This is a genomic window from Marinobacter litoralis, assembly GCF_016427555.1.
Lineage (GTDB): Bacteria > Pseudomonadota > Gammaproteobacteria > Pseudomonadales > Oleiphilaceae > Marinobacter > Marinobacter litoralis_A.
The window spans coordinates 1157758-1181499 of record NZ_JAELVS010000001.1 but is presented as its reverse complement, the minus strand read 5'-3'; the positions used below and the strand labels follow the sequence as shown (position 1 = coordinate 1181499).

Below are 23742 nucleotides of genomic sequence, written 5' to 3'. Positions count from 1 at the left end.
ACCCGTTCTGATAGATTCCAGAACCAAAGCACATACAACAACCTACCTGGCCACCTCTATGGCCTCCATTCAAGGACTGTTTGCCATGAGTCTGGCCGAAAAGCTTTGTCTCTCCGCCGCTTTTGTTTTTTTTATGACTGGGTTATTAACCGGCATCTGGAAATACTGGTGCATGGCCACCACTCCAAAGGCCGCTGCGCCCCGATATGTGGATATCGCGCACCGAAGCTCACTGATGTACAGCTTTGCCGCCCTGCTCTTGGGATGGTTCGCCAGCTATAGCGTTTATACGGATTGGGTGAACACCGTGGCAGCCCTGGGCGCCTTGGGCTTTTTCGCGCTGGCTATTGGCACCTACATCATCCACGGCATTTTGCGAGACACCAGCAATCAGCTGCGCAAGCCTCACAAACTGGGGCAATCCAATCTGCCCGGCTGGCTGATTCATGGTTTTATGGTTGCGTTGATTGTTGCCGAAGTGGGTGGGTCGTTCGTACTGGGGTCTGGTGCGATACTCGGAATTTGGCACTAGATTCAGCGCCGATAAAGCGCTTTGCGCGGCGAGTGCTTTCGGGCGGGGGAAGAGAAACACCAGCAGCCGAGGTCGGCTGCTGGTTACAGGTGAAGCGTTGATCAGATCAAATCTTCATCCGACTTGCGGCAGTTGCGGGCATCCCGCGCTACTGCACCGCAGATAACCGCCAGCACACCCAGCGTCAGCGCTGGCCATACCAGGATGTACGCGCCGTAAACCAATTCGTTTGTCATTTTGCACCCTCCGGGATCATATCAACAGTTTCGTCGGTGTCTGCTTCGTCGTAGCAACCGACCCGTTTTTCGATCAAATCAAAGTCAAAACGCTCTTCTTTACTGAGCAGGGTCATGGCTGTGCAAACCACAGCGCTGGCACCGTATGCAGTGAGCGACGCCACCAATACCATGTAGTCACGCAGGAAGCCGGTGGCAAAGATCAGCATCAGCACCAGGGTGATCGCACCCGCAATCAGCCCGGCTGCACGGCCAAAGAAACCGAATACCATCATGCCAATCACCACAGCGCCGCCTGCAGATGCCAGGATTTCAAACAGCAGTACGGTCAGCCCGGTCATTTCTACCAACTCGAAACGGGCAATACAGAAGAAGGCCATTGCCACCACAACCGACCAGGTAAAGGCGGCATTGGTAACCCGATCCCAGAAACAGCTAACGATAACCGGGAATACAATCGCACCCCACAAGGCACCGACAAACACCAGCATCACCAGAATATCCAGCGAGAAGCTGGCGAAAATCAGGCCAGCCACCGTGGCTACAATCATGGTGATCCGGCCAACCATCATCATGATTTTCGGGTTGGGGTCGTTCCTGGCGATGTTCTTACCGTACACATCGGCCATCATGATCGTAGACAACGCCGACAGATCAGAGTCGGCTGTTGACGACAAAGAACCAATCACCAGCACAAAGAACAGGGCCACAAAGAACGGCGACAGGTAGGTGGAAACCATCTGCGGAATCAAATTGTTCATTTCGCCATTTAACGGCTCAACACCAACCGACAGCGCCATCAAACCGATCATGCCCAGTCCGATTACAATCGCACCGTAGCCAATCGTTGCGGTGACAAACGTGGATTTGATGTTCTTTTCGCGCACCGCGAACAGGCGCTGGGAAATGGTCTGGTTACCGATGGCGTAGGCCAATACCGCCACAAAGAAAGGCGCGCCTTGGTTCATGATCGCGTCTACCGAGAACAAGCTGGCCTGCTCATCGGTCATTCGGCTAAGACCTTCCACCATGACACTCGGGCCACCCGCGGAAAACAGCACAGCCGGGATGATGACGACAGCGATCGCCATCAATGCCACTAACTGGGCGAAGTCCGTAAACACTGAGGCACGGAAACCCGAGGTCAAGGTGTACGACAACACGCCTACGCCTGCTACCAACACACCGGTTTCAAAAGACAGGGGCGACAGCACAGACACCAGAGCACCCGCCGCCGTGAAGTTCACCATCAAACTGATGATGCTGCCCAGCACGTTGGAGCCGGCCAGAATCAGCTGGCTGGAGGAACCGTGGCGGGCATGAATCAGCTCGCCCAAGGTGTGTCCGTTAGGAGCTAACTCGCGGAAACGGCGACCGAACGGATAGATGAACAGGATCATCAGCGCGCCCCAGAAGCCGTAGTGAATCGGCCCGGACACGCCGTAGGTGTAACCGGACGTAGCCGCCGCGTAGAACGATGCAGCCCAGATCCAGGTGGCGGTCATACTGGCCGCACCCATTCCGAAACCGACCTGGTGGCCTGCCACCATAAAACCGGACGTATCTTCCTTATCTTTGCGGATGAGCAAAGTCAGCAAGTAGGTACCACCATAGAAGGCAGCAAGCAGTAACAGCACGGTTACTGTAGAAAACTGGGTAAATCCATTCTCGTTCAAGACTCAACCTCTTTTCGAAGAAACAAAAAACCGCTGTCTGCCCGAACGTTTAATTTCGGTCGCCAAGAATCGAGCAGGGAGCTGTCGTTTCCGCTCAAGCGGGGGTGTTGCTTGGGGCAACAGGAGGGGGCTAAGTGGCCCCGAAGCTATCAGTAGCTAAGGAATACTGAGGCGAGGCAAAAGCTCTGAAAATTCTTTAGATGTCATGGTATTTTCAATCCTTTTAACCGGAAGCAAAACAAACTGACGACCATTTCAGGAACCAGAGGCCTCCCTGGCTCTCGGAATGGACGCCTTCTATGTATTGAGTTTCAGGTTAATCACATAGAAGCCCAGACGTGAGGCCGAAAAACCATACGCATTTTACGGCACATTGTCTAGTCTGTAGAGGGCAGAATATTAGTGTACGACACAAACACTAACTCACATTATTTTCCAGGCTGTTCAGCGACCCAACGCAAACAGGGCCACCCAAAGGCAGCCCTGTTGATTGATTAACATCAGGTTTATCGTGTTCAGATAATCCGGGAAAAACGCTGACTGGCGCCCTCTTTCCGATACAAATCGAAAATCTGGCAAACTGCACGAATTAACAATCTTCCGGCGGGCTGAACCTGCAAAACAGAACCGGCATCGGCAATCAGTTCATCTTGAATCATCGGCTTCAAGCGCGCCAATTCATCCGCAAAGTAGCGGTCGAAGTCTTCATTCCACTGGTCTGCAAACTGCTTGCGATCCAGGCGGAACTGGCAAATCAACTGGCCGATAACCCAACGACGAATTCGGTCATCCCGGCTCAGGGCTACTCCGCGCACAATGGCCAGCTGCCCCGCATCCATCGAGGCTTCCCAAGATGGCAGGTCATGATTGTTCTGGAAATACGCATCGTCGGTTTGACCAATGGCCGACACGCCTAACGACACCAAGTCGCAATCGGCGTGGGTGGTATAGCCCTGGAAGTTCCGGTGTAGCCGTCCCTCGCGCTGGGCAACTGCCAAGCTGTCATCGGGTTTGGCAAAGTGGTCCATGCCAATATATTCGTAGCCCGCTTCGAGCAACCGATTGATGGTGTTATGAAGGATCGTCAGCTTTTGCTGAGGGGTCGGCAGGGTGTCGGCCAGTATCCGGGTTTGCGGATAGAAGCGATCCGGCAGGTGTGCGTAGCTGAATACCGACAGCCTGTCTGGCGACATCTCGATCACCGCCTCCAGCGTTTCGGCGAAACTCTCTGGGGTCTGGTGTGGCAATCCGTAGATCAAGTCCAGGTTGATAGAACGGAAACCTAGGCGGCGCGCCTCGTTCAATACGCCTTCCGTCATGGCCCGAGGCTGTATACGATTCACCGCCTTCTGCACTTCCGGGTTAACGTCCTGTACACCCAGACTGATGCGGTTGAACCCCAGCTTCCAAAGCGTGGGTAAGGTATCTTCGTCTACTTCACGAGGGTCAATTTCAATGCTGTAATCCCGATCGTCTCCGGATTGCAGGTTGAACAGTTCGCCATAACCTTCCATCAAGTGCTGCATCACATCTTTCGGCAAGAATGTCGGCGTGCCTCCGCCCCAGTGCAGCTGCTGCACGGGGCGATCTGCACCAAACAACGTCGATTGGATAGCAGCTTCTTTCAGAACCCGCTCGACATAAGGCAGGGCTTTGTCGCGTTTTTTGGTGATCACTTTATTGCAGGCACAGTAGTAACAAAGGTGCGCACAAAACGGCAGATGGGTATACAGCGAAATCGGGCCACCCGCGGCTTTACTGCGACCGGCAGCCTTCACCATGTCTTCGATAGAGTATTCCTGAGTAAACTCCACCGCCGTTGGATAGGAGGTGTATCGCGGGCCACTGAGATCGTAACGACGAATCAGCGCTTCGTCCCAAATAAAGGCGGGCAGGTTGCTGTCTACAGAACTAGCTGGAGCCATAATGATCACTCGAATGTCAGGAAACCGGAAGGCAAGGATTATGCCCCGGCGCCCCGCTCGATCTTTTGATGTAGATCAGGCCCGGGACTCACTCGCCCCACTAAACCAAACTTGTGCTCATGGCGTAGCTCATCTACCCCTTAAGGATAAACTCTGCCGGAGAACCCGATGGCCAACCTCATTCTTATTCTTGGTGATCAACTCAGCACAACCCTGTCTGCCCTGGAAGGTGCTGATCAGGAAAACGATTTGATTGTGATGGCCGAGGTTCATGATGAAGCCAGCTACACCAACCATCACAAGAAAAAGCTGGTGCTCGTGTTCAGTGCCATGAGGCACTTTGCCAAGGAACTGGAGCAACAAGGATGGCGGGTTCAGTATCAACGCTACCGCCCGGATAACCCGGCGCAATCTCTGGAGCGCTTCATCGCCACCATGGTGCAAGAGCACTCACCGGAGTGCATTATCACCACCGAATGCGGTGAATGGCGTTTGCACGCCCAAATCAGCCAATGGCACAAAAGCCTGAATATTCAGGTTGAAATTCGCCCGGACACACGGTTTATCTGCAGTCTCAAAGAATTTGCCGAATGGGCAGAGGGCAAGAAGCAATTGCGCATGGAGTTTTTTTATAGGGAGATGCGCAAGAAAACCGGACTGTTGATGACGCCAGACGGGCAACCGGAGGGCGGCCACTGGAATTACGACGCCGACAACCGCAAGAAGTGGACCGGTAAACCTCCGGCCCCCAGCCCGTTTCGGGTCGAACCGGACGATGTTACCCAAGCCGTCATCAAACAAGTGAATGAGCACTTTTCAGAACATTTTGGCACAACCGACGATTTTCACTTTGCGGTTACAGCGGATCAGGCTCAACAAGCACTGGCTCACTTTATCGATTTCGCCCTACCCTGCTTTGGCGATTACCAAGACGCGATGTCTGACCAGGAAGATTGGCTGTTTCACGCCATTCTTTCGCCTTATATCAACGCCGGATTGCTGGCCCCAATGGACGTCTGCGAGGCCGCCGTTCGCGCCTGGCACTCTGGCCAGGCTCCGTTAAACGCCGTTGAAGGGTTTGTGCGTCAGATTCTGGGCTGGCGTGAGTTTGTTCGCGGAATTTACTGGCGCCTAATGCCCGATTACGCCCGTGAAAACCGCTTGGGCAACACTCGCGCATTACCGTGGTTTTACTGGACCGGTGACACCAAAATGCGGTGCATGCACAAGACGATTGATGCCACCTACCGAAATGCCTATGCCCACCACATACAGCGCCTGATGGTCACCGGCAACTTTGCTCTGCTGGCCGGGGTTAAACCCGAGGAGATTTGTGACTGGTATCTTGCCGTCTACGCCGATGCCTACGACTGGGTTGAGCTACCGAATGTGCTCGGCATGGTGATGCACGCGGATGGCGGATACCTGGGCTCCAAACCCTACGCCGCCAGCGGCAAGTACATCCAGCGGATGTCGGACCACTGCCAGAACTGCCACTACCGCGTTCAGGATGCGACAAGCGAAGATGCCTGCCCGTTTAACAGCCTGTACTGGCATTTCATCGACCGCCACCGGGATGATTTCGCCAACAATCATCGCATGGGCATGATGTACCGGAACTGGGACAAGCAGAAACCGGAGCGGCGCGAGGCGCTGATAAAGCGGGCCAATTGGATTCTGGAGCACCTGGAGGAGTTGTAGCGCGGGTAAGACAGGCACAGAACCTGCCGCACCGCCGTCTCAAACTCGTTAAAAGACCAGTGAAACCATCACCGGAATAAAGCCAAGCGCAAACAACGTACTGAGAAGAGTGGTACCGGCCGCCTGCTGGGGCGAGGCGTCCAGCAGCGTGGCAATGACCACGGTATTGGCGGCAATCGGGGTGATGGAAATCAGAAAAATCGCCTGATGTACGGCTTGGTCGTAGATGCCCAGCACACTGGCATCCAGCCACCAGAACGCCAGTGCCAGCACCGGCCAGGACACAAACTTGCCGAAAAACGCCAGCCCGGTAAACACCGGGTTTCCGGCCAGCCCTTTGAAGCTCAGGATACTCATACCGATAATCATCATGCCCAATATACTGTAGGCGCCGCGCAGATTATCGAACAGCGGCACGAACGGGTCTGGAATCCCCACCCCCGAAAGATTCAAACCCACCGCCAACAGAAACGCATACACCGACGGCAGCTTGGCAACACGAATCAAGGCATCGCGAATGCTGTATTTGCCCCGTGCCGCCAGATAAAACCCCACGGAGTTTTCGAACAAAGTGGTGCCCAGCATGCACACGATGTACAGCGCCAAGCCCTGTTCACCGAATAACAACAAGGCCACCGGGATGCCAAAATACCCGGTATTGCCGGTGCCCACCGTTAACGGAATCACCGGCGCACTGCCATCGGTCAGCAGCTTGCGGGCCAGCGCCATATGAATTAACGCCAGCACCGTACAAAATCCGAACACCAGAAACGGCAACAAAATCACTTCCGGCGACAAGGGCGCAGCCATCACCCCGGAAAACACCACGGACGGCGTCACGATGTACAGCATCATGCCCGCGATGTGCTTGCCACTGACCTCCAGATAGCGCCCTGCCAACCAGCCAAGGGCTACGGTTACGTAGAGCGGTAGAAGTTTTATGAACAAGGCCAGCGCAGCAGTCATGGCGTCTCCGAAAGGGAATACATGAAAACGGGTTAAACGGCGCAGTCTACCACCGCACCCGAAAGAGGTAACTTCCCATTTCGCAGCTTATCTATTGCGCCAAACATCCTTAACCATTTAAATCATTTGAGATCTTTGTTTTTGAGCAGGATAATTAGTTTCGGGCCTACACAGAGAGAGTGAGATTATGAACAGCCGTTTCAGCCCTCCGCTAGCATCCGCTCCCTGCCTGCTGGGCGACGACGATCCCGAAATCATTCATCAAAAAGCGGCACCGGCGGAAGTCGCTCTGCTGAACGGTCTTAGCCGTGCCTTTGGTATTTGTCTGAACGAAAATCAGAACTCCAGCGAGGCACGCTTCCTCAACGACATCTCCCGGTTGTTCCATCAGCGCCGCGTTGACGCTGAAACGCCGCTGGAAAAGCATGACCACCCCTGGTCAAACGTCTACCTTGTGCAATATGGAATCCTGCGTTTATTCCGCGAGTCTTCATCCGGCAAAGTCGCCGTTCATCACTTTTTCACAGAAGGCGACCTGGTTTGGCCGGTGTTTGGCCGCGCCAGAACCGTGCGCAACACGCTTTGCCTGACCAGTGTTGTTCCCGCCACGCTTTGGGTAGCAGACTTTGCCGCCTTTCGCTCCGCGATACAACGCCATGGTGATGGCCTTTGGGCAAAGTTTGCCCTGATGCTGACCGAAGAAATTGCAGAATTGACGAGCATGCGGGAATTTCGCAAGCAAACCATGCCCGCTCAAGAACGATACCATCTATTGCTGGAGGAATATCCGGAGCTCGTAAAGCGAGTGCCGGATAATCAACTGGCCGCCTGGCTTGGCGTAGTGCCCGCCACCTTCTCCCGGTTAAAAGCCGCCAGCAAGCACTGCTGAAAGCATCAGCGATTATTCGTGGAAAATTTGTGCGTACACCTGTACGCTGAACCGAATTATTTTTTCACGGATTCAGGCAGCGCAGATGACACACGACACCAATCTCCCGGAAGCAGCTACAAATACCATTCACGACCGTATCGAAGAATGGGTTAACAGTGCCACGCACGGGCTCGGCGCCATTTTGAGCGTCATCGGCACAATCGCACTGATTGCCGGCGCAAGCCAGCTCGGGGACGTCTGGAAAATCCTCAGTTTCAGCGTGTTCGGCTTGTCTTTGGTTCTGCTCTATCTGGCGTCGGCCTTGTATCACGGCGCTAGCCGCCCGCAACTGAAAGCCCTCTATAAAACGCTAGATCACTGCGCCATCTTCCTGTTAATTGCGGGCACCTATACGCCGTTTTTATTGGTTAACATGCGCGGCACAACCGGCTGGATATTATTCGCGGTGATCTGGTCACTCGCCTTTGCCGGCGTTGCACTGAAAGTTATCTTCAAAAATCGCTTCAAACTGGCCCGGGTGGGCATCTATGTGGCCATGGGCTGGCTGATCACTTTTGCATCCGAGGATCTGGCCGCCAGCCTGAGTGAAACCGCCCTTTACTTGACCATCGCAGGCGGTATTGTTTATACCGCGGGGGTGGTGTTCTATCTGGCAGACCGCATCCCTTACATGCACGCGGTATGGCACTTGTTTGTGCTTGGTGGAAGCGCCTGCCATTTTGGTGCTATCTATGTTGGCGTGCTACCTCACACTGTTTAATGGGCTCGACACTCATGGCCAAGTGGCTGGTAAAAACGGAACCCTCCGAATGCAGCATCAATGATTTTGCGAAGCAGGCGGATACAAGCATCCCCTGGGACGGCGTTCGCAACTATCAAGCTCGCAATTTCCTGCGGCAGATGGCCGAAGGGGATCTGGTTTTGATTTATCACTCCAGCTGTAAAAACATCGGCATCGCTGGCGTTGTTCAGGTTACTCGAAGCGCCTACGCCGATCCCACTCAATTTGATCCCGAGTCGCCCTACCACGACCCCAAAAGCACGCAAGAACAACCTCGCTGGCAAGCCGTCGATATGCAGTTCGAGGAAAAGCTGGCGCAACTGATCTCGCTGGACCGTCTGAAAAATACGGAAGGCCTGGAAGCGTTACCCCTGGTACGCAAAGGCAACCGGCTGTCGGTCATGCCGGTGAGCGAGAACGAATGGCAAATCATTCGGAGTCTGCAATGCGATTAAACTGCGATTTAGGGGAAAGCTACGGTGCCTGGACGATGGGCATGGACGAGCACATCATGCCGTTCATCGACCAGGCCAACATTGCCTGCGGCTTTCACGCCGGCGACCCCATCACCATGCAGCACACCGTACAGCTGGCTTTAAAACACGGCGTGGAACTGGGCGCACACCCCTCATACCCGGATCTGCAAGGCTTCGGCCGCCGCTCAATGTCAATGAAACCCGCCGAAATTACCGCTCTCGTCAGTTATCAGATTGGTGCACTTAGCCACATTGCAGCCTCACAAGGTGGCCTTTTGCGTTACGTAAAGCCCCACGGTGCTCTGTATAACGACATGATGCGTGACGAGGCCATTCTCGAAAGCATATTACTCGCCATTAGCCGCTCGCCTCATCAGCTCGCGCTTATGGCCATGTCCACGGCTGACAACGGCGGTCTGAAAACCCTGTGCGAAGAATACGATGTGCCGCTCATCCTGGAAGCCTTTGCCGATCGGGCCTATGACGAGCGAGGGTTTATTGTACCGAGAACCCAGCCCGGCGCGGTTCATAACGACACCGCGACCATTATTGAGCAGGCCCGCCGGTTGGCAACCGGCACCCCGATGCAAAGTATCAATGGCAGCCCGTTGCGCCTCGAAGCAGACTCTTTATGCGTCCACGGTGACAACCCGGATGCCATTGCCGCGGTAGAAGCCATCCGCAAGGCTCTGAAGGATCTGCACTGATGCAATGGCGGTGTGAGGTAACCGGTATCGATACCCTTACCTTGTATTTTGGCGACCGTATCGACGTTGCGCTCACTGAAAAGATTCACCTCGCTTCCGAAGCCCTGGCACGCAATCTCGGGCCTCGCCTTATTGATACTGTGCCGTCCTATACATCGCTTCTGCTGCGCTACGACTTACTGAAAGATGACTATTCGAGCCTAATCGCAGATGTAACCGCCATTTTGGACGACTTACCTGAACGCCCTGAAGAACGGAATGAAGCGAGCATCATCGAAATCCCGGTGTTCTATCATTCCAGTGTCGGTCCGGATCTCGCAGCCATCGCTAAAAGAGCCGATTTAACCATCGACCAAGTCATTCAGCGCCACTGCCAGCAGGTTTATCAGGTGTTTGCGATCGGGTTCGCGCCCGGCTTTGCCTATCTGGGCGAAGTTGCTCCTGAACTGGCGGCCCCGCGGCTAGCCACTCCCAGACCGAAAGTCCCTGCGGGCAGCCTTGGCATTGCCGATCAACAGACCGCCATTTACCCTCTGGAATCGCCGGGCGGCTGGAACCTGATTGGCCGCACGCCACTCACCATGTTTGATCCCCACCGGGAACAACCATCGTTGTTACGCGCCGGGCAACAGGTGCGGTTTCGAGCCATCACACGAGACGAATTTCTCGCGTTGGGCGGGCAGATCGAATGAGCGCTCAGGCCGGTTTTCATGTCACCAAGCCAGGCTTCTTCACCCTGCTGCAAGACGAGGGGCGCCGTGGCGTGATGCACATGGGGCTCGCTTCCGGCGGCACCATGGATAGACATGCGTGGGCTTGGGCCAACCACCTTTTAGGCAACAGGTACGGTGCAACGGCATTGGAAATCACCTTTGGCGGTGCCACATTCACCAGTGGCCTGAACACTCAAATCGCTGTGACCGGTGCCGAGGTGCAACTCACCGTGAATGGCCAACAAAAACCACTGTGGAGCACCATTCAAATTGAAACCGGTGATGTCGTGGCATTAAGTGCACCTCGGGCCGGTGTACGTTGTTATCTTGCTGTACGGGGCGGCTTTGTCAGCGAAACTCATCTGGGGAACAGTTGTGCCACGGTCTTCCGAGAAGGCACCGGCGGCCTTCACGGCGATGGCAGCCCGCTGCGCGAAGGCGATTTTTTACCGTGCAATGCCACCGCACCTCCCGTCGTTAATCGAACCATCCCCAACCATTGGATTCCGGATTACAGCACACCGTTGACGCTGGATGTTTTACTCTGCGCCCAGGCAGAGCGGTTTTCAGCAACGGCACGCTCTACCTTCTTTGCAAACACCTATACCCTGAGCCCACAGTCCGATCGCATGGGAGCACGACTGGCTGGCCCGACTCTGGAAGCTTCAGAGCGGCAGCTTATATCCGAAGGCACCAGTCTAGGAGCCATTCAGATTCCCGCCGACGGCCAGCCCATCATCTTGCTGCAAGATAGACAAACCGTCGGCGGCTACCCAAAACTTGGCGCAGTGACGCCTCGAAGCCTCGACGCACTGGCCCAAAGGCCGCCCGGAACCCGGCTTCATTTCAGGGAAACCACCCTGCAAAGCGCCCAACAGGCCGAGCGGCAATTTCTGACGTTTTTCAGAACAGCCCGGTAACGCTTCATCAGCTTGCAAACAAAGCTACCACCAACCCCACCAGACCATTAGAATTGCTCCGATTCTTTTTATCCGGAGCCCTAGTGATGTCAGTTGAGCTGTATTCTTCCAACAGTTTTGAACAACTCAAGCGCATTGAGTCCAGTAAGATTTTTCAAGGCGCCGTCATTGCCATCATCATTCTTTCCGCTCTTACCATCGGTGCGAAGACCTATAACTTACCGCCACTGCTGGAACAGGCAATAACGGTACTGGATAACGCCATCACCCTGTTCTTTTTGGCTGAAATACTCTTCCGCTTTGCCGCTTGCTCCACCAAACGTCGCTTCTTGATGGACGGCTGGAACCTGTTTGACACCTTGGTGGTGATCGGCAGCTTAATCCCCCTCGACAACTCCGAGGCCGTGCTGCTGGGCCGCTTGCTGCGAGTGTTCCGGGTGTTGCGGCTAGTTTCGGTGGTGCCCGAGTTACGATTCCTGATCAACTCGCTGCTTAAAGCCATCCCGCGCATGGGCTACATCGCCCTGCTGATGTTCATCATTTTCTATATCTACGCCGCGATTGGCTCCATGTTCTTCGCCAGCGTGGATGAAGAGCTCTGGGGCGATGTGGCGATATCCATGCTCACGCTGTTCCGGGTAGCTACCTTCGAGGACTGGACCGACGTGATGTACGCCACCATGGCGGATTATCCCCTGAGCTGGATTTTCTACCTGACCTTTATCTTCCTCACGGCATTCGTGTTTCTGAACATGATGATCGGGGCGATTCTGGAAGTGATGGGCGAGGAGCAAAACGCAGAGGCCGCGCAAAAAGCCCACGATGAGCGGGACCAAATCGTTCAACAGCTCCAAGCAGTTCAGCGCAAACTGGATGAGCTGAGCGAAAAAATCCAGCGCTGAGTCCACCGCACCCCGTTATTTAGCGCCACAAAAAAGCCCATACCTCCAACAGAAGCATGGGCTTTTTACTGCTTTAGCTTTGGCTGCGGCCTTACCCCAGTAAAGGTTTAGCCATCGCCAGATGGAAAATAGCACTCACTTGCACCAAAGCAAAAATCGCAGCAATCACACGAACCGGCGTTGAAAACTTGGGTTTAATAGCAAATACACCGGCGACAATATAACCCACCAACAACACAATTTTGGCAATCAGCCACCCCGGCATGCTGGACGCATAACCCGCCACAAACAACAGTGCAATGGCAGCCACCAGCAGCACCGTGTCGTTGGCGTGGGGAATCCAGCGCAGCGGTGTTTCTCTCCAGCCTGGCCGGCCCACCACATCCAACAGCAATCTCAGCGCGAACAAAGTAATGGTCAGATACGCAGCGGTCATGTGCAGGTGTTTCAGAATCATGTAAGCGGTCATCAACACTTTCCTTTTTTCGTTATCTATTTATCGCCGGCATTGTACGCAAATCCCGCGATAACCGGTACGGACATTGTCGCCGTATCCCAGGCGTTTCAGGAAAAGCGGCAATCATCCACTAAAGGTCAATAGCCGTTTTCGTATCAGGCGCTAAAGTAGGTGTATCAAATATTGAAACAGAGACACCCGCAATATGTACCCTGATCACTTTGACAAAGAAGACCTGATCCGCTGCGGTCATGGCGAATTGTTCCCCGGCGATATGCGCTTGCCCATCGACGAAATGCTGATGGTCGATCGCATCACCCACGTTGGTGCTGATGACGGTCTATACGGCAAAGGCAGCTTGGTCGCAGAGCTGGACATCAATCCGGACCTCTGGTTTTTCAAAGTTCACTTCCAGGGCGACCCGGTCATGCCGGGCTGCTTGGGGCTGGATGCCATGTGGCAGCTGGTTGGCTTCTACCTGGCCTGGGGCGGCGGCGAAGGTAAAGGCCGGGCGTTGGGCGCCGGTGAAGTGAAGTTCTTTGGTCAGGTGCTGCCGAGTAACAAAAAGGTCACCTATTATCTGGATATTAAGCGCCTGATTCGCCGCAAGCTGACTATGGCGATTGCAGATGCCCGAATGGAAGTGGATGGTCGTGAAATATACACCGCCAAAGATCTGCGGGTTGGCCTGTTCACCTCCACTGACGACTTTTAGGAGCTAGCAAGATGCGTCGTGTTGTTATCACTGGCATGGGGATTGTCTCCAGCCTTGGAACCAATCAAAAAGAAGTCGCCGAATCTTTGCGTGAGTCCCGCTCTGGCATTGCGTTCAGCGAAGAGGCCCGCGACAACGGTTTGCGCAGCCACGTTTCCGGCAAAATTGATCTGAACCTGTCAGAGCTGATTGATCGAAAGATCTTGCGTTTCATGTGCCCGGCCGCTGGTTACAGCTATCTGGCCACCAAAGAAGCCATTGAACAAGCCGGCCTGACCGACGAGCAAATTCGCGCCAATACCACCGGCGCTGTGTTCGGTACCGGCGGCGCCTCAACCGTTGAATTGCTGGATTCCATCGATACTCATCGCGACAAAGGTATTCGCCGGGTTGGCCCCTACCGAGTTCCGCGCACCATGGGCAGTGCCATCAACGCTTCCATCACGACCGCGTTCGGCATTACAGGCATCAATTACGGCATTACTTCTGCCTGTGCGACCAGCGCCCACTGCATCGGCCACGCCGCTGATCAGATTGCACTGGGTCGCCAGGACGTCATGCTCGCCGGTGGCGGTGAAGATATCCACTGGACCCTCAGCCTGATGTTCGATGCCATGGGCGCGCTGTCCACCAAGTACAACGACACGCCCGAGCAAGCCTCACGCACCTACGATGCAGACCGCGACGGTTTCGTTATCTCAGGTGGTGGCGGTGCCTTGGTTCTGGAAGCGCTGGAACATGCAGAAGCACGGGGCGCAACCATCCTGGCGGAGCTGGTAGGCTTTGGCGCAACTTCGGACGGCGCCGATATGGTTGCACCAAGTGGCGAAGGCGCCGTTCGCTGCATGCAGCAGGCAATGGCCAATGTTGATGGTGAGATTAAATACATCAACACGCACGGCACCAGTACGCCTGCCGGTGACATCACCGAGCTGCAGGCGCTCAAGAACACCTTTGGCGACAAGATTCCGCCTCTGAGTTCAACCAAGCCGCTGTGCGGCCACGCGTTGGGTGCGGCGGGTGTGCACGAAGCCATCTACTCGTTGATCATGCAACGTGAAGGCTTTATCGCACCGTCGGCCAACATCCAGAATCTGGACGAAGGTGCAGAAGGCTTCCCGATTGTCCGTGAACGCATGGACAACCAGAATCTGGACCTGGTAATGAGCAACAGCTTCGGTTTTGGCGGCACCAACGCCACCCTGATTTTCAAGAAGGTCTGATCAGGACATCCGAAGCGAGCGGTATTCAGCCGGCGGCGTTCCCATCCAGCGTTTGAACGCCCGGCTGAATGCACTCAGCTCCGAAAATCCAAGCTGTTCGGCAATTTCGACCAGCGGCTTGGATTTATCTTTCATATACGCAATCGCCTGTTCTCGACGGACTTGCTCCAACAACGCCGCAAACGTCACCCCTTCCTGACGCAACTTTTTGTGCAACGTGTAGCGACTCATATGTAACTGACCAGCGACGGCCTCAACGCCAACCTTGCCTCGAGTCAGCTGGACTTTAATCAATGAACTGACACGCCCACCCAAAGACTTCGCCGAAGCTTCCGGTGACAAATTAACTGGTCCCATACTGCTCCCTCCCTTAGTCATTTCCCTGGTTTCACCAATCTACAGACTCCAGCGTACAACTGTTAGCCGAAATTAATCAATGCGACCTTTTAGCAAGAACGACGAGAGGAACCACTCCCGATGAGGTCAAGCATAGACCAACATCGCCCCTTCAACTCGGGCGCGAATGTAGGGCTGAAAGCACGATTAAGGTATAATCCCTACACGGCCGATTTAATACCTGACTAAATTACTCTGGTATTGTATAATCATTCGCCAGAAGCAATGGGAGGAGCCCTTTTCATTCTGCTCCCCCGGCGAAACACAGGGCACCATGCCCCAGATGAGAGAATTACGGAGCGACGATCATGGCGACCACCGACAATGAGGTGAAAGAGCTGATCAAACGGGAATACGAACACGGTTTCGTGACCGAAATTGAGTCAGACACCTTTGAACCCGGCCTCAATGAAGATGTAATCCGCCGCCTGTCAGAGATCAAGCAAGAACCCGAGTTCATGCTTGAATGGCGCCTTAAGGCTTATCGTCGTTGGCTGGACATGGAAGAACCCGAATGGGCCCACGTTGACTTCCCGAAAGTCGACTACAACGACATCTCCTACTATTCGGCGCCCAAGAAAAAAGAAGACATGCCCCAGAGTCTGGATGAAGTCGATCCGGAACTGCTACGCACCTATGAAAAACTGGGTATTCCGCTGCACGAGCGGGCCAAGCTGGCCGGTGTTGCGGTTGATGCGGTATTCGATTCCGTATCGGTAGCCACCACTTTCAAAGAACCACTGGAAAAAGCGGGCGTTATTTTCTGCCCGATTTCCGAAGCGGTACACAAGCATCCCGAGCTGATCAAGAAGTACTTGGGCAGCGTGGTGCCTGCCGGCGATAACTATTTTGCCGCACTCAACTCGGCGGTCTTCTCGGACGGCTCGTTCGTGTACATCCCGAAAGGCGTTCGCTGCCCCATGGAGCTGTCCACCTACTTCCGGATCAACGCAGCCAACACCGGCCAGTTCGAGCGCACCCTGATCGTTGCTGAAGAAGGCAGCTACGTGAGTTATCTGGAGGGCTGTACCGCCCCCATGCGTGACGAAAACCAGCTGCACGCAGCCGTTGTTGAAATCGTTGTCCTGGACGACGCCCAGGTCAAGTACTCCACTGTACAGAACTGGTATCCGGGCGATGAGCACGGCAAAGGTGGTATCTACAACTTTGTGACCAAGCGTGCAGCCTGTATCGGTAAAAATTCCAAGGTGTCCTGGACGCAAGTCGAAACCGGTTCTGCAATCACCTGGAAATACCCGAGCTGCGTGCTGCGTGGTGAAAACAGCGTTGGCGAATTCTACTCCGTCGCCCTGACCCACAACTATCAGCAGGCAGATACCGGTACCAAGATGATCCATCTGGGTAAAAACACCCGGAGCACCATCATCTCTAAAGGTATTTCCGCCGGGCGCAGCTCAAACGCTTACCGTGGCTTGGTGAAATTCGGCCCCGCAGCCGATGGCGCGCGTAACTTTACCCAGTGTGATTCGCTGTTGATCGGCGACCGCTGCGGCGCCCACACCTTCCCGTACATCGAGAGCAAGAACAAATCGGCCATCGTGGAACACGAAGCCACCACCTCCAAGGTCAGCGACGAGCAGATGTTCCTCTGCCGCCAGCGTGGTATCGACCCGGAGCAGGCCGTATCCATGATCGTAAACGGCTTCTGTAAAGAGGTGTTCAAAGAGCTGCCGATGGAGTTTGCGGTAGAAGCCGGCAAACTACTGGAAGTTAGCCTCGAAGGCTCTGTTGGTTAAGTTTAGTTCCACGGCAAACACAAAGAATTCAGACGGTTAAAAGAGAGAAGCAACAAATGCTGAGCATCAAAAACCTGCACGCATCCGTTGAGGACAAAGCCATCCTCAAAGGCATCAACCTGGATATCAAGCCCGGGGAAGTTCACGCCATCATGGGCCCCAACGGTTCTGGTAAGAGCACCCTGTCACAGGTTCTGGCAGGCAACGAGGCATTTGAAGTCACCAGCGGCGAAGTCACCCTGAACGGTGAAAACCTGCTGGACCTCGCCATCGAAGAACGCGCTCGCGAAGGCGTTTTTCTGGCATTCCAATACCCGGTTGAAATCCCCGGCGTAAGCAACCTTCAGTTCCTCCGCACTGCGGTCAACGCCCAGCGCAAACATCGCGGCGAAGAAGAAATGAACGCGGCCGAATTCATGAAGCAGGCCAAAGAAGTGTCCAAGCAAGTCGATCTGGACCCTTCGTTCCTGAAGCGTGGCGTTAACGAAGACTTCTCCGGCGGTGAGAAAAAGCGTAACGAAATCATGCAAGCCCTGCTGCTTCAGCCAAAGCTGGCGATTCTGGACGAAACCGACTCCGGCCTAGACATCGACGCACTGCAAGTGGTTTCCAACGGCGTAAACGCTCTGCGCGCTGAAGACCGCGCCATTCTGATGGTCACCCACTACCAGCGCCTGCTTAACCACATCGTACCGGACTACGTACACGTTCTGGCCGGCGGCCGAATCGTTAAATCCGGTGGCCGTGAACTGGCACTTGAATTGGAAGAACGCGGTTACGGCTGGTTGGGAATCAAAGACGAAGACACCAGCAACTGATCAGGAGGCCGCGGAATGAATCAAGCACCTATGCTTTCCAGCGCCTTTCTGCATCCGGCCGGGCAAACCCTGCCTGAGCCATTGCTGGCGCTGCGTAAACAACGGGCGAGTCTGTTGGTTGATATGCCACTGCCCACCCGTAAAACCGAAAACTGGAAGTATTCCAGCAAGTATTTGAAGCTGTCCGACGAGCTGGCCATTTCCTTGCCTGCCGAAGGCAAGACCGGCAACAGCCTGGCGGTTTCTGGCTACAAGGTCGTATTTCGCAACGGGATTTTTATCCCTGAAGCCAGCGACTACCCGGATATGGATGGCATCACCATCCAAAGCTTCAGCGATCTTGATAACCAACAAGCGGACGTGCTCGCCCTTCAGCTTGGCAGCACTCTGGACCACGATCAGGCGCAATTCGCTCGCCTGAACGGCGCGCGTTTTGATGACGGACTGCTCGTGCGCCTGGAAGCCGGCGCGGCTCTGGATCAGCCGCTGTTCATCATTCACGAAACCGCAGCGGATGCCAGCGGCTCAGCTTTCCCGCGCATTTTCGTGGAAGCCGGAGCAAACAGCCAGATCACACTGGTTGAAGAGTACACCTCAAGCGGCAGCGCGCCTGCGTTCGTTAACACAGTGACTGAATTCAGCCTCGCAGACGGCGCGAACGTAACCAGCATTCGCCTGAACATGGAAGGCGAATCGGTTCAGCACATTGGGGCCACCGGCGTGGTTCAGAACCGTGGTTCGCGCTTTGAAAGCCACTGCGTTGGTTTTGGCGGCCCCCTGCGCCGGCACGACCTGCAAGTGCGTCTGGTCGGCGAAGAAGCCGAAACCAAGCTCAATGGCGTGGTGGTGACTCAAGGCAAACAGCACTACGACAACCACACTTCCATTGACCATGTGGCGGCGAACTGCAACAGCGAAGAAACCTACCGGAATATCGCGGCAGACCAATCCCACGCGATCTTCAATGGGCGCATTCATATCCATCAGGACGCACAAAAATCCTTTGCGGATATGAACAACAAAAACCTGTTGCTGAACAACGGTGCCGAAATCGACACCAAACCGGAACTGGAAATCTACGCCGACGATGTGAAGTGTGCCCACGGGGCCACCATCGGACAGCTGGACGAAGAATCCATTTTCTACCTGCTGTCACGGGGCATTGGTCGCCGCGACGCAAACGTACTGCTCACCATGGCGTTCATTAACGAACTGGTCAGCCAGATACCGCTGGAAGTCGTGCGGGAAACAGCCCAGGTACGTCTGAACGAATTCTTCGAGCAAACCTTCCAGGAGATCTGAAGGCATGAGCGATCTGTCCATGGCAAGCAACACCAGCACCAAAGCGTTTGATGTAGAACGCATCCGGCGCGACTTTCCCATTCTGGCCCAAGAGGTTAACGGGAAGCCGTTGGTGTATCTGGACAACGGTGCCTCGGCCCAAAAGCCAACCGCTGTCCTGGATGCCATGGACCGTTACTACCGGGAAATGCACTCCAATGTGCACCGGGGCGCTCACACCCTCGGTGATCGGGCCACAGCGGCCTTTGAAGGCGCGCGGGAAACCGTTCGCGGATTCCTGAATGCGCCCAGCACGCGCGAAATCATCTGGACTCGCGGCACCACCGAAGCCATCAATCTCGTGGCCAACGGCTTGGCGCCTCGCCTGAAAGAAGGCGACGAGATTCTGGTCAGCCACATGGAGCATCACGCCAACATTGTGCCCTGGCAGATGGTGGCCGAACGCACGGGTGCCAAAGTGGTTCCGGTGCAGGTGAATTCCGCAGGCGAATTGGATCTGGAATCCTTCAATAACCTGCTGAACGAGCGCACTCGCATTCTGGCCATCACTCACGTATCGAACGTACTGGGTACCGTGAACCCGATTGCCTCCCTGATTAAGCAAGCTAAAGAGCAGGGTGTACTGACCTTGATCGACGGCGCTCAGGCGGTGCCCCATTTCAAGCCTGACGTACAGGCCTTGGGCTGTGATTTCTACGTGTTCTCGTCTCACAAGCTGTTCGGCCCTACCGGCATCGGCGTTCTGTACGGCCGCGCCGACTTGCTGGAACAGATGCCTCCCTATCAGGGCGGCGGCGAGATGATCGAACGGGTGTCGTTCGAGCGCACCACCTGGAACGTTCTGCCCTACAAATTCGAGGCCGGCACGCCGGCGATTGCCGAAGCGGTGGGGCTGGCTGCCGCCATCCGTTATCTGGACAGCCTTGACCGAAAAGCCATGGAAGCGGCCGAGAACGCCCTTCTCGCCCGTGCCAACGAGCTGGTAAGCACAGTACCCGGCATGGAAATCATCGGTACGGCCAAAAACAAAGTGCCCGTGATGTCGTTCAAAATCGCGGGGCTACACCCCAGCGACATCGGCACCCTGCTGGATCAGCAAGGCATTGCCATTCGCACTGGCCATCACTGCGCCATGCCACTGATGGATTTCTACGGAGTACCCGGTACAGCCCGGGCTTCATTTGCGTTTTACAATACACTGGAAGAGGTCGAGCAATTATTCGCTGGCCTGCAGAAAATTCAGCGCCTGTTTACCTGAGGAGGTGGAAACATGTCAGCCGAAGTCTTCACCCCGAACGATGTCAGCGTGACCATGACGCCCACAGCGGTCAAACACGTTCGCAAACAACTGGACAAAAAGCCGGGCGCTAAAGGCATTCGCCTGGCCATTAAAAAGAGTGGCTGCTCGGGCTTCAAGTATGAAACCGAATGGGTTGAACAGCCCGGCAACGACGACCGCATTTTCTCTATCGACGGTGTGGACGTGTACGTTAAGCAGGAACACCTGTCTTTGGTTAATGGTATTGAAATCGACTTTGTCACCGAGGGAGTCAACTCCCTGTTTCGCTTCCGCAACCCCAACGCAACGGCGGAGTGCGGCTGCGGCGAAAGCTTTACGGTGTCATAAACAGAGGCTTTATTGAGCATGCAAGAACGGGAAGTTGTCCTGACGAAGCGCGAAGTGGAGGCACGATTGGTGCCCGTGGGCACGGAAATCATGATTCCGGCGGACACCTTCGTGACGATTACCCAATCTTTGGGCGGCACGTTCACCGTTGCGGTCAACGGAAATCTGGCTCGCATCGAAGGCCACGACGCAGACGCACTGGGCAAGAAACCGCTGGAAAGCAGCTTTGAAACACCCGCCGACGGCACAGTGAATGAAAACCAGGTCTGGGAAGCCATGCGCAGCGCCTACGATCCGGAAATCCCGGTCAACGTGGTTGATCTGGGGCTGATTTACGAGTGCAAGATTGAAAACGGCACCGAAGACGGCAATCACGTTTACATCAAAATGACCCTGACCGCCGCTGGCTGCGGTATGGGCCCGGTGATTACCGACGACGTGAAGCGTAAAGTTGAGCATGTACCCAACGTGGACAAAGTGACTGTAGAGCTCACCTTTGATCCGCCCTGGAACAACGACATGCTGACCGACGAAGCCAAACTTGAACTGGGTATGCTATGACCGCCAGCAAACAGCTATTTCTGGATAACCCCCTCGGCCAAAAAACCACATTGGAAGACGTTCTGGACGCCTTCGAGTTTCTGGACGACTGGGAAGATCGTTACGCTTTCATCATCGACTTGGGCAAGCAGTTACCTGAATTTCCTGATGAAGCCCGCATCGAAGAGAACTACGTGCACGGCTGTCAAAGCCAAGTCTGGGTCATTCATCAGCACGATGAAGAGAGCGGCAAGCTGTTCTTGCTGATTGATTCTGATGCCATGATCGTTCGCGGCCTGGCGGCGATCATTCTGGTGGCCCTGAATGCAAAATCGCCGCGGGAACTACTGGCCACCGACATTGACGAACTGTTCGAACAACTCGACCTGATGCGTCACATCTCCCCCACGCGGGGCAACGGCCTGCGAGCCATGGTCGGCAAGATTCGGGATATCGCAGCGGCCGAAGCCGCTGCCTGAGATCACCAGATAATCGCCAGATCGTCCCGCTGCACATTGATCTGGCGGCCCATTGTCTCAAGACGCCCGGTACTGAAATCCGGGTGCACGCTGTCCAGCGTTAATGTTACACCTGCATCATCAAGCTCCGGCGTGCCGCCGAGCGAATCAAAGTAGCTTTGGCTGCGATAGACATTTAGTTGGTCACCGGGGCGTAAACCGGCGGTCGCACCGGACGCCAGAGTGACCTTGTGATCACTGACACGAGTGATTCGCGCCATAAAAGGCTGACAGTTCAGAGCCTTACTGACCGATACTGCCATTTCGTCAATTACCTTAGAAACAGCCGCACCCCATTCATTGTGTTCGAACCCGGCCGCTCCAAAGCCTGCCGTGCCAGTGCCCGAGGGCTTCCAATTGGCTGCGGTTTCAAACCGTTTACGAAACACCGGTGAACCACTGAAACCGTCGAATACCATCACCTCGGTTTCGAAACGCCGGGTCTTATCACCAAAGCCCAGCCCTCTTTGCATTCTCGCAAACACCGACGTGCCCCATGCGTCGGGATCAGACAGGCCGATATCCCGAATAACGCCAGTCACAACAAACTGCGCTCCCAGCTCCCGAGCCAACTGCACCACATTAGTGAGTCGATTGCTGGCCATATTCGCCTGGGTGGTCGGTGCATCCGGTAAATTGCTGAACAGGCGAAGCGATGTCGATCCGAGCACCTGAAGCGAACCCTGCTGCTGCATACGCGCCACCAGCGCTTGCGGCAGCTGCTCACCCGCATTATCCAGGCCCGGATCGCCTCCTTGAGACGGATTCACAATCGGGAACCCTGTTACCGCCACTCGTTTGCGCAGCCCTGAGGCGTTTCCTGCCTGGCACCGCCCATCGCCATCCGCGGATCTACCGGAAAGTTCGGCACGAACAATCACTCGCAGTAAATTCCCACGCCGGTACTCATCAACGATGGTGGCATTACGCAGTTCGACATTCGAAGACAGTTCCGTTTTCGATTCGGTAAGCTGCCCGTTTTCAACGGTATCCTGAGTACTGACTCGCGCCTGATACTGCAACGCCAGATCTCGCATGGCCGCTTGCCGAGCCTCGGCACGGGCCTGATCCAGATTGTCCTCGCGAATGTTGGCATGGCCAACGCCCTCAAGAATTGTTGCAGCGTTCACCCAACCGGCACCCACCACAATCAAACACAAAAAAACGATGCGAGTCATAACGCTCCCGAACCCTGCCGAAAAGCGGCTGGTTTAATCCAGATAATAAAGTGAATCAATCTGTTGGCCTTTGACATCGGTGGTTGCCACGTCGCTTTTCGATTCGTGGTGACTCGGCATGGGGATCGAACAAAGATCCCGCACCTGATCATCCGCTACCTCGGATGCGCACTCCTGGAACTGAGGCTCCAGCTTCAACTCCATAACCGTTTCAACCACGCCCCCTGGGTGCTCATTCACGGACAAGGTACGAGCTCCGCGCACATAGCTGTCCACATAGGCACGGAAGCTATCGCTCTTGAGTGCAAAATCGCTCACAGTCGAGTGGCCGTATATCACGGAGCCATACACCCGTTCGGCCAGGTTTCGATAGGCATCCAACCTCGACGCCCTGAGAGCCATCAGGCGTTGCTGGGGGTCCGACCGACCCTGCTGGGATTGGCCGTATACACCAAAGCCACTCACCTGAACCACGATCGGCTCGAACTCATCCGAGGCATCCTGCTTACCTCCCGTTGCACAGCCCACCAGCACCATGGTCAGCAACACGGGCAGAAAGCACCTTGTCAGTGTCATTATCTCGTCTCCGGAACACAGGTTTTCCATGACCATGAAAAAATCACGCCATCAAAGATAACCGATTGATTCGAATGGCCGTTCAATCAAATCCAAACTTACTGGTCAATAAAGCGGCAAGATTTTGCCTTTGTTTACGAACCTGGAACAAACCGTTACGACTTGCCAGCTGTTTATCGCGAATATCTGGCCTAATCTCATTATTATC

At 55.0% G+C, this 23742-nt stretch carries 26 protein-coding genes; 18 read left to right on the top strand and 8 right to left on the bottom strand.

From position 1 onward, the window contains the following. Window positions 1-172: 172 nt before the first annotated feature. Entirely contained in the window at window positions 173-532 is a 360-nt protein-coding gene (locus JAO79_RS05390) for a hypothetical protein (RefSeq protein WP_227664330.1), read from the top strand. A gap of 101 nt (window positions 533-633) precedes the next feature. Here the strand turns inward: JAO79_RS05390 and JAO79_RS16210 are convergent, their stop codons facing one another. The 3 genes from JAO79_RS16210 to hemN form a co-directional block, all read right to left on the bottom strand. After that, window positions 634-768 (bottom strand): putative transporter small subunit, encoded by a 135-nt coding sequence (locus JAO79_RS16210; RefSeq protein WP_227664329.1) that lies wholly within the window; start codon window positions 766-768, stop codon window positions 634-636. Next, the gene (locus tag JAO79_RS05385; RefSeq protein WP_199006086.1) at window positions 765-2444 is read right to left on the bottom strand and encodes a sodium:solute symporter family protein; all 1680 of its coding nucleotides are present in this window, start codon (window positions 2442-2444) and stop codon (window positions 765-767) included. The genes JAO79_RS16210 and JAO79_RS05385 overlap by 4 nt, the downstream gene beginning before the upstream one ends. Before the next feature lie 515 nt (window positions 2445-2959). After that, window positions 2960-4369, bottom strand: coding sequence for an oxygen-independent coproporphyrinogen III oxidase (hemN, locus tag JAO79_RS05380; RefSeq protein ID WP_199006085.1), 1410 nt, complete (start codon window positions 4367-4369; stop codon window positions 2960-2962). Window positions 4370-4537: 168 nt separating this feature from the next. On the opposite strand from hemN, the gene JAO79_RS05375 reads away from it, so the two are divergent. Next, window positions 4538-6070 carry a cryptochrome/photolyase family protein gene (locus JAO79_RS05375; RefSeq protein WP_199006084.1) on the top strand — a complete coding sequence of 511 codons (1533 nt, stop codon included), beginning with the start codon at window positions 4538-4540 and terminating at the stop codon, window positions 6068-6070. Between the two features lie 48 nt (window positions 6071-6118). Here the strand turns inward: JAO79_RS05375 and JAO79_RS05370 are convergent, their stop codons facing one another. Continuing rightward, window positions 6119-7036: an AEC family transporter gene (locus JAO79_RS05370; protein ID WP_199006083.1), complete on the bottom strand. Its 918-nt coding sequence runs from the start codon at window positions 7034-7036 to the stop codon at window positions 6119-6121. 187 nt (window positions 7037-7223) lie between these two features. On the opposite strand from JAO79_RS05370, the gene JAO79_RS05365 reads away from it, so the two are divergent. From JAO79_RS05365 to JAO79_RS05335, 7 genes are all read left to right on the top strand, one after another. Then, complete coding sequence (locus JAO79_RS05365) at window positions 7224-7925, top strand: Crp/Fnr family transcriptional regulator (RefSeq protein WP_199006082.1); 702 nt, start codon at window positions 7224-7226, stop codon at window positions 7923-7925. A gap of 85 nt (window positions 7926-8010) precedes the next feature. Continuing rightward, window positions 8011-8688, top strand: a complete 678-nt coding sequence (gene trhA, locus JAO79_RS05360) for a PAQR family membrane homeostasis protein TrhA (protein WP_199006081.1) — start codon at window positions 8011-8013, stop codon at window positions 8686-8688. Window positions 8689-8702: 14 nt separating this feature from the next. Next, window positions 8703-9164, top strand: coding sequence for an EVE domain-containing protein (locus tag JAO79_RS05355; protein WP_199006080.1), 462 nt, complete (start codon window positions 8703-8705; stop codon window positions 9162-9164). Beyond that, window positions 9155-9892: a 5-oxoprolinase subunit PxpA gene (locus JAO79_RS05350; RefSeq protein WP_199006079.1), complete on the top strand. Its 738-nt coding sequence runs from the start codon at window positions 9155-9157 to the stop codon at window positions 9890-9892. The genes JAO79_RS05355 and JAO79_RS05350 overlap by 10 nt, the downstream gene beginning before the upstream one ends. After that, on the top strand, window positions 9892-10584 hold the full coding sequence (pxpB, locus tag JAO79_RS05345; protein ID WP_199006078.1) for a 5-oxoprolinase subunit PxpB: 693 nt from the start codon (window positions 9892-9894) through the stop codon (window positions 10582-10584). The genes JAO79_RS05350 and pxpB overlap by 1 nt, the downstream gene beginning before the upstream one ends. After that, on the top strand, window positions 10581-11525 hold the full coding sequence (locus JAO79_RS05340) for a biotin-dependent carboxyltransferase family protein (protein ID WP_199006077.1): 945 nt from the start codon (window positions 10581-10583) through the stop codon (window positions 11523-11525). Before pxpB ends, JAO79_RS05340 begins: the two co-directional genes overlap by 4 nt. Before the next feature lie 86 nt (window positions 11526-11611). Next, entirely contained in the window at window positions 11612-12427 is an 816-nt protein-coding gene (locus JAO79_RS05335; protein ID WP_199006076.1) for an ion transporter, read from the top strand. Between the two features lie 91 nt (window positions 12428-12518). Here JAO79_RS05335 and JAO79_RS05330 read toward each other — a convergent pair whose 3' ends face one another. After that, window positions 12519-12896: a SirB2 family protein gene (locus JAO79_RS05330; RefSeq protein ID WP_199006075.1), complete on the bottom strand. Its 378-nt coding sequence runs from the start codon at window positions 12894-12896 to the stop codon at window positions 12519-12521. Window positions 12897-13089: 193 nt separating this feature from the next. Here JAO79_RS05330 and fabA point away from each other — a divergent pair, with 193 nt between their 5' ends. Then, window positions 13090-13599, top strand: a complete 510-nt coding sequence (fabA, locus tag JAO79_RS05325) for a bifunctional 3-hydroxydecanoyl-ACP dehydratase/trans-2-decenoyl-ACP isomerase (RefSeq protein WP_199006074.1) — start codon at window positions 13090-13092, stop codon at window positions 13597-13599. Between the two features lie 11 nt (window positions 13600-13610). Then, the gene (gene fabB / locus JAO79_RS05320) at window positions 13611-14822 is read left to right on the top strand and encodes a beta-ketoacyl-ACP synthase I (protein WP_199006073.1); all 1212 of its coding nucleotides are present in this window, start codon (window positions 13611-13613) and stop codon (window positions 14820-14822) included. On the opposite strand, the gene JAO79_RS05315 is transcribed toward fabB, so the two are convergent. After that, a complete protein-coding gene (locus tag JAO79_RS05315) occupies window positions 14823-15179 on the bottom strand; it encodes a helix-turn-helix transcriptional regulator (protein ID WP_199006072.1) in 357 nt (118 codons plus the stop codon). It abuts the gene before it with no gap. A 347-nt stretch (window positions 15180-15526) separates the two neighbouring features. Between JAO79_RS05315 and sufB the strand changes: the two genes are divergently transcribed. Genes sufB through JAO79_RS05280 form a run of 7 tightly spaced genes read left to right on the top strand, consistent with a single transcriptional unit; the run spans window position 15527 to window position 21741 of the window. Next, the gene (sufB, locus tag JAO79_RS05310; protein WP_114334449.1) at window positions 15527-16975 is read left to right on the top strand and encodes a Fe-S cluster assembly protein SufB; all 1449 of its coding nucleotides are present in this window, start codon (window positions 15527-15529) and stop codon (window positions 16973-16975) included. A gap of 56 nt (window positions 16976-17031) precedes the next feature. After that, complete coding sequence (sufC, locus tag JAO79_RS05305) at window positions 17032-17793, top strand: Fe-S cluster assembly ATPase SufC (RefSeq protein WP_199006071.1); 762 nt, start codon at window positions 17032-17034, stop codon at window positions 17791-17793. A gap of 15 nt (window positions 17794-17808) precedes the next feature. Further along, entirely contained in the window at window positions 17809-19095 is a 1287-nt protein-coding gene (gene sufD, locus JAO79_RS05300; RefSeq protein ID WP_199006070.1) for a Fe-S cluster assembly protein SufD, read from the top strand. 4 nt (window positions 19096-19099) lie between these two features. Next, window positions 19100-20353 (top strand): aminotransferase class V-fold PLP-dependent enzyme, encoded by a 1254-nt coding sequence (locus JAO79_RS05295; protein WP_199006069.1) that lies wholly within the window; start codon window positions 19100-19102, stop codon window positions 20351-20353. A gap of 12 nt (window positions 20354-20365) precedes the next feature. Further along, complete coding sequence (locus JAO79_RS05290) at window positions 20366-20722, top strand: HesB/IscA family protein (protein ID WP_199006068.1); 357 nt, start codon at window positions 20366-20368, stop codon at window positions 20720-20722. Between the two features lie 18 nt (window positions 20723-20740). Then, the gene (sufT, locus tag JAO79_RS05285) at window positions 20741-21283 is read left to right on the top strand and encodes a putative Fe-S cluster assembly protein SufT (RefSeq protein WP_114334454.1); all 543 of its coding nucleotides are present in this window, start codon (window positions 20741-20743) and stop codon (window positions 21281-21283) included. Next, on the top strand, window positions 21280-21741 hold the full coding sequence (locus tag JAO79_RS05280) for a SufE family protein (RefSeq protein ID WP_199006067.1): 462 nt from the start codon (window positions 21280-21282) through the stop codon (window positions 21739-21741). The genes sufT and JAO79_RS05280 overlap by 4 nt, the downstream gene beginning before the upstream one ends. 2 nt (window positions 21742-21743) lie before the next feature. On the opposite strand, the gene JAO79_RS05275 is transcribed toward JAO79_RS05280, so the two are convergent. Continuing rightward, window positions 21744-22958, bottom strand: a complete 1215-nt coding sequence (locus tag JAO79_RS05275; protein WP_199006066.1) for a flagellar assembly protein T N-terminal domain-containing protein — start codon at window positions 22956-22958, stop codon at window positions 21744-21746. A gap of 33 nt (window positions 22959-22991) precedes the next feature. Then, on the bottom strand, window positions 22992-23534 hold the full coding sequence (locus tag JAO79_RS05270; protein WP_199006065.1) for an LPP20 family lipoprotein: 543 nt from the start codon (window positions 23532-23534) through the stop codon (window positions 22992-22994). Between the last annotated feature and the right edge of the window lie 208 nt (window positions 23535-23742).